Origin of the sequence: Streptomyces sp. JJ38 (assembly GCF_019303475.1) — a bacterium.
GTDB lineage: Bacteria > Actinomycetota > Actinomycetes > Streptomycetales > Streptomycetaceae > Streptomyces.
Genome location: NZ_JABLSI010000009.1, coordinates 101,125 through 111,977 on the forward strand (window position 1 = coordinate 101,125; position 10,853 = coordinate 111,977).

The 10,853-nt window shown below is 73.1% G+C and carries 8 protein-coding genes; 4 read left to right on the forward strand and 4 right to left on the reverse strand.

Annotated elements, in window-relative coordinates:
• Positions 1 to 183: 183 nt before the first annotated feature.
• A complete protein-coding gene (locus tag HPT28_RS07050) occupies positions 184 to 1,833 on the forward strand; it encodes a cytochrome bc complex cytochrome b subunit (RefSeq protein WP_374226929.1) in 1,650 nt (549 codons plus the stop codon).
• Between the two features lie 7 nt (positions 1,834 to 1,840).
• Here the strand turns inward: HPT28_RS07050 and HPT28_RS07055 are convergent, their stop codons facing one another.
• The 3 genes from HPT28_RS07055 to HPT28_RS07065 all read right to left on the reverse strand — a co-directional run bounded on the left by HPT28_RS07055 (position 1,841) and on the right by HPT28_RS07065 (position 5,945).
• Positions 1,841 to 2,227: a cytochrome c oxidase subunit 4 gene (locus tag HPT28_RS07055; RefSeq protein WP_219090069.1), complete on the reverse strand. Its 387-nt coding sequence runs from the start codon at positions 2,225 to 2,227 to the stop codon at positions 1,841 to 1,843.
• The gene (gene ctaD / locus HPT28_RS07060) at positions 2,224 to 3,933 is read right to left on the reverse strand and encodes a cytochrome c oxidase subunit I (RefSeq protein WP_219090070.1); all 1,710 of its coding nucleotides are present in this window, start codon (positions 3,931 to 3,933) and stop codon (positions 2,224 to 2,226) included. Before ctaD ends, HPT28_RS07055 begins: the two co-directional genes overlap by 4 nt.
• A gap of 959 nt (positions 3,934 to 4,892) precedes the next feature.
• Positions 4,893 to 5,945 carry a glucose 1-dehydrogenase gene (locus tag HPT28_RS07065; RefSeq protein ID WP_219090071.1) on the reverse strand — a complete coding sequence of 351 codons (1,053 nt, stop codon included), beginning with the start codon at positions 5,943 to 5,945 and terminating at the stop codon, positions 4,893 to 4,895.
• 278 nt (positions 5,946 to 6,223) lie between these two features.
• On the opposite strand from HPT28_RS07065, the gene HPT28_RS07070 reads away from it, so the two are divergent.
• Positions 6,224 to 7,396 (forward strand): acyl-CoA dehydrogenase family protein, encoded by a 1,173-nt coding sequence (locus HPT28_RS07070; RefSeq protein WP_219090072.1) that lies wholly within the window; start codon positions 6,224 to 6,226, stop codon positions 7,394 to 7,396.
• Between the two features lie 44 nt (positions 7,397 to 7,440).
• On the opposite strand, the gene HPT28_RS07075 is transcribed toward HPT28_RS07070, so the two are convergent.
• Positions 7,441 to 7,803, reverse strand: coding sequence for a hypothetical protein (locus HPT28_RS07075; protein WP_257578187.1), 363 nt, complete (start codon positions 7,801 to 7,803; stop codon positions 7,441 to 7,443).
• A gap of 253 nt (positions 7,804 to 8,056) precedes the next feature.
• On the opposite strand from HPT28_RS07075, the gene HPT28_RS07080 reads away from it, so the two are divergent.
• Complete coding sequence (locus tag HPT28_RS07080) at positions 8,057 to 8,497, forward strand: Lrp/AsnC family transcriptional regulator (RefSeq protein WP_219090074.1); 441 nt, start codon at positions 8,057 to 8,059, stop codon at positions 8,495 to 8,497.
• A gap of 88 nt (positions 8,498 to 8,585) precedes the next feature.
• A complete protein-coding gene (locus HPT28_RS07085; protein WP_219090075.1) occupies positions 8,586 to 10,226 on the forward strand; it encodes an amidohydrolase in 1,641 nt (546 codons plus the stop codon).
• The last annotated feature ends 627 nt before the right edge of the window (positions 10,227 to 10,853 follow it).

Genomic DNA, 10,853 nt, shown 5'->3' on the forward strand with positions numbered 1-10,853 from the left:
GACCACGGCACCCGACGCCGCTCCAGCGGGACGGCCCATGGGCGCGGCCGTATGTCACCTGATTCTCCGTTAGCCCGTCCGTGCCGGGGGAGCGGGCAGCGAGGTGACGGCACGTTTGACGCATTCACGCCGGGACAACCGGGAACCCACGTCCGACATCCGTCCCGGAGGGAGCAGGAACGCGTGTTGCCGTCCCGCAGGAGCGTCGGCGCCGACGGAGCGGCCCGGCGGGCGGGCCTGCGCGCCTTCGACGCCCTCGACGCGCGGCTGCCCGTCGCCGAGGTCGGCAAGGGGACGCTGCGCAAGGCCTTTCCCAGCCACTGGTCCTTCCTGCTGGGCGAGATGGCGCTCTACAGTTTCATCGTCCTGCTGCTGACGGGCGTGTTCCTCACGTTCTTCTTCGAGCCCGCCCACGGACAGGTCGTCTACGAGGGCTCGTACGAGCCCTTGCGCGGCGTGCTGATGTCCGAGGCGTACGCGTCGACGCTCGACATCAGCTTCGACGTCCGCGGCGGGCTGCTGATCCGCCAGATCCACCACTGGGCCGCGCTGCTGTTCACCGCGGCCATCACCGTCCACCTGCTGCGGGTCTTCTTCACCGGAGCCTTCCGCAGACCGCGCGAGCTGAACTGGGTCATCGGCGTCACGCTGTTCATGCTGGCGATGGTGGAGGGCTTCTGCGGCTACTCACTCCCCGACGACCTGCTCTCCGGAACCGGCCTGCGCATCACCCAGGGCATCATGCTCTCCATCCCCGTCGTCGGCACGTACGTCAGCTTCCTGGTCTTCGGTGGCGAGTACCCCGGGGAGCTCATCATCCCCCGGCTCTACGTGACCCACGTCCTGCTCGTGCCGGGCCTGCTGCTCGCGCTGGTCACGCTGCACATCCTGCTGGTCTTCCACCTCAAGCACACCCAGTGGGCCAAGCGGGGGCACACCAACCGCAACGTCGTCGGCGACCCGATGGTCCCGGTCTTCGCCGCCAAGTCGGGTGGGCTCTTCCTCACCGTGTTCGGGGTGCTCGCCGTCCTCGGTGCCGCGGCCCAGATCAACCCCGTGTGGGCCTACGGGCCCTACCGGGCCGACCAGGTCTCCACCTTCTCCCAACCGGACTGGTACGTCGGATTCCTGGAGGGCTCGCTGCGGCTGATGCCGGGCTGGGAGATCACCCTGTGGGGCCACACCCTCATGCTCAACGTGCTGGTACCGGCCGTCCTGCTGCCCGGTGCCTTGTTCACCCTCCTCTACCTCTACCCGTTCTTCGAGCGGTGGGTCACCGGGGACCGTGGTGAGCACCACCTGTGCGACCGGCCGCGCAACCGCCCCACCCGCACCGGACTCGGCGTCGCGGGCACGACGTTCTACGCCGTGCTGCTCATGGCGGGCGGTCAGGACCTGATCGCCTACCTCTTCGACCTCTCCGTGGAACGGGTCGTGTGGACCTTCCGGGTGGCCGTGCTGCTCGGCCCCGTCCTCGCGTTCCTCGTCACCAAGCGCGTCTGCCTCGCCCTCCAGGAGCGGGACCGCGACCGGCTGTCGGAGGGGGAGGAGACCGGCCAGGTGGCCCAGTCGGTGGCCGGCGGCTTCGGTGCCGGGCACAGCCCCGTGTCCGCCGAGGAGCGCTACCGGCTCCTCGTGCGGGACATGCCGCTGCCCCTGGAAGGGACGGAGGCGGAACCGGGAGGCCGCGGCCGACGGCTCCGCGGACTGCGGCTCGCCCTGAGCCGCTGGTACTACGGCAAGCGGGTGGACCTGCCGACGACGGCCGCCGAGCGGGACGAGATCGCCGCGCGCACCGCCCCGCCCGAGCGCGCGGGACACACCGAGCGCTGATCCTCGCTCAGTCGCCCTGCACGTACTGGAAGACGAAGCCGAACACTCCGCCAGCGAGCACCGCGAGGCCGATCAGGAACAGCCACAGCCCGAACACGACCCCCAGCCCCAGCAGCGCCAGGCCCATGGCGGTGACGACCGGCGCCGTGCTGTGCGCGGGGAAGAAGCCCAGCGGGCCGGCCCGCTCGGCGATCTCGCCGTCGCCGCGGTCCTCGGGGCGCGGCCCCCGCCGCAGGTACTGGACCCACAGGAAGAGCGCGACGAGAGCGGCCATCAGAGCGCAGACGACCAGGACCGCCCCGCCGGCGGGATCGTCCCCGAAGGCCAGATAGGGGACGGACACGGCCGCGAAGAACCCCGTCACCCCGGTGAAGTACAGCGCCTCGGCCTTCATGCGCGCCCCAGCTCACGGGCCCGCTCCTGCTCGTACAGGGTGATCTGGGGATGGTGCAGGGTGAAGGCCGGGTCGTTGGAGCGGATGCGGGGCAGCGAGACGAAGTTGTGCCGCGGTGGCGGACAGGACGTCGCCCACTCCAGCGATCTGCCGAAACCCCACGGGTCGTTCTCCCGCACCCGGGTCCCGTACTGGCTGGTGTGCCACACGTTGTAGAGGAACACCAGCGTGGAGACGCCCAGCAGGAACGCGCCCGTCGTCGAGACGGCGTTGAGAGCCGTGAACCCGTCGGCCTCCAGGTAGTCCGCGTACCGCCGCGGCATTCCGCCCTCGCCCAGCCAGTGCTGGACGAGGAAGGTGACCTGGAAACCGACGAGCGTGAGCCAGAAGTGCACCTTGCCGATCCGCTCGTCGAGCATCCGGCCGGTGAACTTCGGCCACCAGAAATAGAAGCCCCCGAACATCGCGAACACCACCGTGCCGAAGAGCACGTAGTGCAGATGGGCGACGACGAAGTAGCTGTCCGTCAGATGGAAGTCCAACGGGGGCGAGGCCACCAGCACCCCCGTCAGACCGCCCAGGAGGAAGGTGATGAGAAAGCCCACGGCCCAGAGCATCGGCGTCTCGAAGCTGAGCGAGCCGCGCCACATCGTGCCGATCCAGTTGAAGAACTTCACCCCCGTCGGAACGGCGATGAGGAACGACATCAGCGAGAAGAAGGGCAGCAGCACCGCACCCGTGGCGAACATGTGATGGGCCCACACCACGGCCGAGAGCATGGTGATCGTGATGGTCGCGCCCACGAGGCCGAGATAGCCGAAGACGGGCTTGCGGCTGAAGACGGGGATGATCTCGGTGATGATGCCGAAGAACGGCAGCGCCACGATGTAGACCTCGGGGTGGCCGAAGAACCAGAACAGGTGCTGCCACAGGATCGCCCCGCCGTTGGCCGGATCGAAGATGTGCGATCCGAACGTGCGGTCCGAGGCGAGCGCGAGCAGAGCCGCCGTGAGCACCGGGAACGCCAGCAGCGCCAGGATCGAGGTGAAGAGCACGTTCCAGGTGAACAGCGGCATCCGGAACATGGTCATGCCCGGCGCCCTCAGGCAGATGATCGTCGTGATGAAGTTGACCGAGCCGAGGATCGTGCTCGTCCCCGCCACCACCAGGCCCATCGTCCACAGGTCCGCGCCAACCCCGGGGGAGAAGGCCGCGCCGTTCAGCGGAGCGTAGGCGAACCAGCCGAACGAGGCCGCCCCGCCCGGGGTGAGGAAGCCGGAGACGACCATGAGCCCCCCGAAGAGGAACACCCAGTACGTGAAGGCGTTGAGCCGGGGGAAGGCCACGTCGGGCGCACCGATCTGAAGCGGCATCACGGCGTTGGCGAAGCCGGCGAACATCGGGGTCGCGAACAGCAGCATCATGATCGTGCCGTGGATCGTGACCCACTGGTTGTACTGGTCGGGGGTGGCGAACTGCAGTCCGGGCGCCGCCAGCTCCGTCCGCATGAGCAGAGCGAGGAGACCGCCCACCAGGAAGAAGCCGAACGCGGTCACCATGTACAGGTTGCCGATGACCTTGTGATCCGTGGTCCGCAGCCATCCGACCACCAGGGGGCCGATCCGCCGCGGCCGCTCGCCCCCGCCGTCCGCCGCGGGGCTCCCGGGCCCCGGGCCCACGGGGGCCGCTCGATTCTGCTGGGCCATCACCACACTCCTCGCAGCGCCCACCGGGTCGCGACCGGCCGGGCGGTGCGGGGCTCACCGGCCCGGCGCTGGTTCAAACCCTCGTCCACCCGAGGCCGCGGAACCCGCTTCGACACACCGGGCGAGACGGCGTCCGCAACCGTGTTCGCACCGGCGCGGGTGGGGCACGGCGCGGACCGGGACCTCGCCCGCGCCCGTTCACCCGCCGCCATCGGTAACGCGAAGTCCACCCGCCGGAAGCCGGGGGCGAGGCCGGGACGGACCGACGAGACGGGCCGAGAAGGGCCGGAGAAGGGGAATACCTCTCGTCAAGTCCGCCGCTGGCGTGGCCCCCGGGCGGACGCTGCCCCTCTTCGCAGCCCGGCACCTCACCGACTGGTGGCGCGCTGGCGGCGGCACCCGGGGCGGCGGCTCACGCGGACAGGTCCTCCGGCGGCCCGACACCTGCACCGACACCTTCCAGCCCGCCGTCGGCCGGGCCGCCGTGGAGGTGCTGGAAGCGGCCGGATTTCATGTCAAGGTCCCCACCCGGCCCGGGTGCTGCGGGCTCACCTGGATCTCCACCCGGCAACTCGGCATTGCCCGGCGCGTCCTGCGCCACCCCGTGGCGACGCTGCGCGAGGACTTCCGCAGCGGTATCCACCGTCGTCGGGCTCGGACCCGGTTCCACCGCCGTCTTCCGCTCGGACGCTCCCGACCTCCTGGCCGGGGACGCGGACGTCCGGAGACTGCGGGAGCGCACGACGGCCTTCGCCGAACTCCGCGGTCAGCGGGCCCCCGACTGGCAGCCCCCGCCGTCCTCGCCGCCGGACCGCGCGCCGACCCGGCCCCGCGCGCCGACCGCCCCCAGCCGCCCTCGCCGCGGTCACGGCGGTGACGGCCGTCGGAGCCACGGCCACGGCCCGGTGGCTCAGGCACCACGGACGGCGGTGACCGGGCCCCGGCCCCCAACGACTCGGCTAACTCCGCAGTTCCAGCACCGTCTTCACACCCCCGCCGTCGCTCTCGAAGGCCTCCGCGAACCCGCCGAGTGGCACCCGGCGGGTCACCATCCGGTCCAGCCAGGGCAGGTCCGCGGCGGCCAGGGCGCGCGCCGCCGCGGTGAAGTGGTCCCGGTTCGCGTTCACCGACCCCACCACCACGGAGTTCTCCAGGACCAGCTCCCGGTTGATGGCGCCGGCGTCCACCCGCAGCGTGCGCCCCGACGGGGACACGCCCGTCAGACACAGCACGCCGTACGCCCTCAGGCCGAGCATGGCCGCGAACGCGACCCCGGGCGAGCCCGTCGCCTCGATCACCACTTCCGGGCGCACCCGGCGCAGCACCTCCTCCGCGTCCCCGGTGTGGAACGTGCCGCCCAGCAGCCGCACCAGCTCCGGCTTGGGGCCGCGCTCCACCCGGTCCAGCACGTGCACGTCCAGGCCCCGCTGCCGGCCGATTAGGGCGGCCAGCAGCCCGATGGGTCCGGCACCGGTGACGAGGACCGAGCGCGGTTCGAACCACGCCCGCCCCCCGATCCGCTCGATCTGCTCCCAGGCCTTCGCGACGATCGTGGTGGGCTCCAACAGCGCCCCCACACGCTCGAGAGACGGATCCACCCGCACGGCGTAGCCGGTCTCCACCGTCCACAGCGTCGCGGCGTATCCGTCCCGTTCCTTGATGCCCCGTTCGGTGTAGCGGCCGTTGCGGCACATGTCGTACTGGTCGCGGGCGCACGCCCCGCACGGCACGGGGTCGGGGCGACGCACGATCCCGGCCACCAGGTCGCCCTCGGCGAAGCCGCTCCCCGACGGTGCCCACACCACCCGCCCCAGCGACTCGTGCCCGACGACCAGCCGTTCCCGGCCCGGCGGCGCCCAGCCGTAGGACCCGGACGCGATCTCCCGGTCCGTGCCGCACACCCCGACCGCCAGGCCCTCGACCAGCAGGTCGTCCGGGCCCGGGGACGGGTCCGGCAGGGTCTCCACCCGCAGCGAGTCCCGCCGCCGCGGTGTGACGGTCAAAGCCTGCATCGTTCTCTCCAGCGGGGCGCGGCGTCCGGACGTCGGCCCGGCGGCCGCGGACCGCGGTGTCGCCGTGCGCTGCTGACCGTTCCCGGCCAGGCGCCGTCCCTAACGCCTCCGCCCGCCGCCGATCGGGCGGAGTCCCGGCCGCCACCTCCACCGGTCTGCTCTCCGCGCGGCCGCGGCGGGCAGCATCAGCGGTACCAGACCTGCCCAAGACCCTCCGGCGACGTCCCCGGCCCCTGTCCCCCGTCGCCGCAGCGCCCGACAGCGAGGAGAGCGCCGCGATGCCCGACTACGGCCCCCGGCCCGTGGAGCGCCACCTGCCCACCGAGGAAGCCCGGGACCTGCTCACCCTGGTGCGGGACCTGGCCCAGCGGGAGATCGCGCCCGTCGCCGCGGACGAGGAGGCCACCGGCCGCTTCCCGCGGGATACCTTCGCCCTCCTCTCGCGTTCCGGCCTGCTCGGGCTGCCCTACCCCGGCGCGTACGGCGGAGGCGACCAGCCCTACGAGGTCTACCTCCAGGTCCTCGAGGAGCTGGCCGCCGCCCGGCTCACCGTCGGCCTGGGCGTCAGCGTGCACAGCCTGTCCTGCCACGCGCTCGCCGCGTACGGCACCGACGAGCAGCGCGGCACCCACCTGCCCGACATGCTCGGCGGCGGGCTCCTGGGGGCCTACTGCCTCTCCGAGCCCTCCGCCGGCTCCGACGCCGCCGCCCTGCGCACCCGCGCCGTCCGAGCCGGGGACGCCTGGGTCCTCGAGGGCACGAAGGCCTGGATCACCCACGGCGGCATCGCCGACTTCTACACCGTGTTCGCCCGGACCGGAGATGCGGGCCCGCGCGGCATCACCGCGTTCCTCGTGCCCGGCGACGCACCCGGGCTCGGCGCCGCCGCGCCCGAACGCAAGATGGGCATGAAGGGCTCGCCCACCGCCCAGGTCCACCTGGACGGCGTCCGGGTACCCGACACCCGGCGCCTCGGCGCGGAGGGACAGGGCTTCGCCATCGCGCTGGACGCCCTCGACGCCGGCCGGCTGGGCATCGCGGCCTGCGCCGTCGGTCTGGCCCAGGCAGCCCTGGACGCGGCCCTCGGCTACGCCCTGGAGCGACGGCAGTTCGGCCGTCCCGTCGCCGACTTCCAGGGAGTGCGCTTCCTCATCGCCGACATGGCCACCCGGATCGAGGCCGGCCGCGCCCTGTACCTCGCCGCGGCGCGCCGTCGCGACGAGGGCGCGTCCTTCACCCGGCAGGCGGCCATGGCCAAACTGAGCTGCACCGACACGGCCATGCAGGTGACGACGGACGCCGTCCAGGTACTCGGGGGCTACGGCTACACCGCCGACTTCCCCGTCGAGCGCTATCTGCGGGAGGCGAAGATGCTTCAGATCGTCGAAGGCACCAACCAGATCCAGCGCATCGTGATCGCCCGTCAACTCCTCGGCCCCGAGAGCCGCTGACGGCCCGTGGGACGGCGCCGAAGACGCCTCCCGGTGCGCTGTCGCTAGCCGCGCCGGGCGGACGCCGGGCGCAGCGGCCGGGAGCTCGGACCGCCCGCGTGCGAGAAGGGCTGGGTCCGCCAGTCCAGACCGGCCGGAAGCGTCAGCAGCGCCGCGGCGTCCTGCTCCTGCGGCTCGCCGTCGCCCACGGCACCGGCCGAGGCGGCGGGCAGCCCGGAGCCCTCGCACACCGTCAGGCCGAACGGATTCCACGGCGAGGCGCACAGGGCGTGCTCGGGCAGCTCCTCCTCACCGGCCAGCAGCGCGATGGGCTGTGCGCACCGCGGGCACCGCACGCGGTAGATCTCCCACGCGTCGAGATGTTCGTCGGACTCCACAGTGTCCTCGGCGCTTTCGGCGTCCCGCATGGCCGGGACGTCGGAGCGAAGGGACTGCGTGTTGCGCATCTCTTATCCCCCTTGGAATGGGCCGGCCGGACGTCTCAGCACCAACTGGTCCCGGCCACAGCAAGCATTTCCCGTCCCAACCCGCGAATATGCGCCGCCACTCCCGGGAGCGAAGGAGCACGGCTGTGGGCTTCATCACATCTCGGTGGTGATTCGCGCCCCTTGGGCGCCCTCACTGTGCCGGGAGGCGCCCGGCACAGTAGGTTGATGTGCTGTGGAGGAGCTGGACCGGCACATCGTGCAGTTGCTCGTCAGGGACGGGCGGATGAGCTACACCGACCTGGGCAAGGCCACGGGCCTGTCCACCTCGGCCGTGCACCAGCGTGTGCGCCGACTGGAGCAGCGGGGGGTGATCCGGGGCTACGCGGCCATCGTGGACGCCGAGGCCGTCGGCCTGTCCATGACGGCCTTCATCTCGGTCGCCCCCTTCGACCCGAGCGCGCCCGACGACATCGCCGACCGGCTCGCGGACGTGCCGGAGATCGAGGCCTGTCACAGCGTCGCCGGAGACGAGAACTACATCCTCAAGGTGCGCGTCGCCACCCCGATCGAGCTGGAACACCTGCTGGCCCGCATCCGCAGCCTCGCCGGTGTCTCCACCCGCACCACGGTCGTCCTCTCCACCCCCTACGAGGCCCGCCCCCCGCGGCTGTGACCCCGGTCCCGCCGCCCGCCGCGGCGGGACCCCGCGCACCGGGACCCCACGCACCGGCGGGCCGGACGCGAGCGGGACACTGGGAGCCATGAGCGAGCGCACGACCCCAGGCGAGAAGCCCCGCACCGTCCTCCTGCGCGGCGGGGAGGTGTACAGCCCCGCCGACCCCTTCGCGACCGCGATGGTCACCGAGGGGGACCGGGTGGCCTGGATCGGCTCCGAGGGGGCCGCGGACTCCTTCGCCGACGGCGTCGACGAGGTCGTCCAGCTCGCTGGAGCCCTCGTCACCCCCGCGTTCACCGACGCACACGTCCACGCCACGGCCACCGGGCTCGCGCTCACCGGACTCGACCTGGGCTCCAGCACGGGCCTGGCCGACGCCCTGGACCGCGTCCGCGCCCACGCCGCCGCCCGCCCCGGCGACCGCGTCCTCCTCGGCCACGGCTGGGACGCCACCGCCTGGCCCGAGGGGCGTTGGCCCTCCCGCGCCGAGCTCGACGCGGCCACCGGCGGACGCCCCCTCTACCTCAGCCGCGTCGACGTGCACTCCGCGCTCGTCACCACGGCACTGCTCGACGCCGTCCCCGGCCTGCGGGACCTCCCCGGCTTCGCCGCCGACGGCCCCCTGACCGCCGAGGCCCACCACGCCGTGCGCGCCGCCGCTCTGGACGCGCTCACCCCCGGCCAGCGCGCCGAGGCCCAGCGCAGCACCCTGCGCCGCGCCGCGGAGCTGGGCATCGGCTCCCTCCACGAGTGCGCTGGTCCCGAGATCTCCGGCACGGACGACTTCACCGGCCTGCTCGCCCTCGCCGCCGAGGCACCGGGACCGCGCGTCTTCGGCTACTGGGCCGAGCGCGTCACCGGGCCAAAGGACGCCGAGCGGATCCGGGAGCTGGGCGCCCACGGCGCGGCCGGTGACCTGTTCGCCGACGGCGCCCTCGGCTCCCACACCGCGCACCTGCACGCCCCCTACGCCGACGCGCCCCACACCGGCAGGTCCTACCTGGACGCCGACGCCGTCGCCGCCCACGTGTCCGCCTGCACCGAGGCGGGCCTCCAGGCCGGGTTCCACGCCATCGGTGACGCCGCCGTCACCGCCGTCGTCGACGGGGTCCGCACGGCCGCCCGGCGACTGGGCACCGCCCGGATCAGAGCCCTGCGCCACCGCGTCGAACACGCCGAGATGCTCACCCCCGAGCACATCGCGGCCTTCGCCGAGCTGGGCCTCATCGCCTCCGTCCAGCCCGGGTTCGACGCCGCCTGGGGCGGACCGAAGGGCATGTACGCCCAGCGGCTGGGCGTGGAGCGGGCCCGCACCCTCAACCCCTTCGCCGCGCTGCTGCGCGCCGGCGTCCCGCTGGCCTTCGGCTCCGACAGCCCGGTGACCCCCCTGGGGCCCTGGGCGGCCGTCCGGGCCGCCGCGTTCCACCACACCGAGGCCCACCGCATCACCGCCCGCGGCGCGTTCACCGCCCACACCCGCGGTGGCTGGCGGGCCCTCGGCCGCGACGACGCGGGCGTCCTGGTGCCCGGAGCCCCCGCCGACTACGCCGTGTGGCAGGCCGGCGAACTGCTCGTCCAGGCCCCCGACACCCGGGTGGCCAACTGGTCCACCGACCCCCGCTCGGGCACCCCGGGCCTGCCTGATCTGACACCGGGCCGTCAACTTCCGCTGTGCCTGCGGACGGTGGTGGCGGGACGCACGGTCCACGCGCGGCCGAACGAGTGATCCGCGGGCGTGGCCGTGCCGCCGGAGCCGGGCGGCGCACGGTCCCGCCCTCCCCCCAATCCCCGGCGTCCCCCCGGTCCTTCGGCGTCCGGTGGGGGAGAGACACAGGTCAAACGACTGTTGACAAGCGGCCGTCGAAGGCGGGTAGGTTCGGCGGAGTCCACCACAGGACGTCCGGTCGGGGGTTCCCCCACCTAGTTGCCTGGAGCCGCTGGGCCATGGGGTGGTGCGTCGCACCGGCACACCACCACTGGGAACCAGGTTCAGCGCCCGCGACACGGGGGCGGAAGGTTTCGTCTGACCGGCAGGTGTGACCCGGGTAGGGCCCGGACGCTCAGTAGACAACGGCTCCCGGCCGATCCGCAGCCAGCGGGTCCGGGGCCGGCCCGAAGGGCGCCGGGCCCGGCCCGCTGAAGTCCGTGCGCCGCGCGGGGCCGAGCCGGCCCCGCGGCACGCCGCCACGGTCCGTGGATCAGTTCACACCCCAGGGGCTCCGCCGCCGCCACCGCCGTTGTACGGTCACAGCAGACCGCCCACCTGCAGGAAGGCCGCCATCGTGGCACCGGGCTCCGACACCTCCGCCCAAGCGGCTGCCCATCCGGCCGCCAGCGCGGCCTCCGGCGCCGC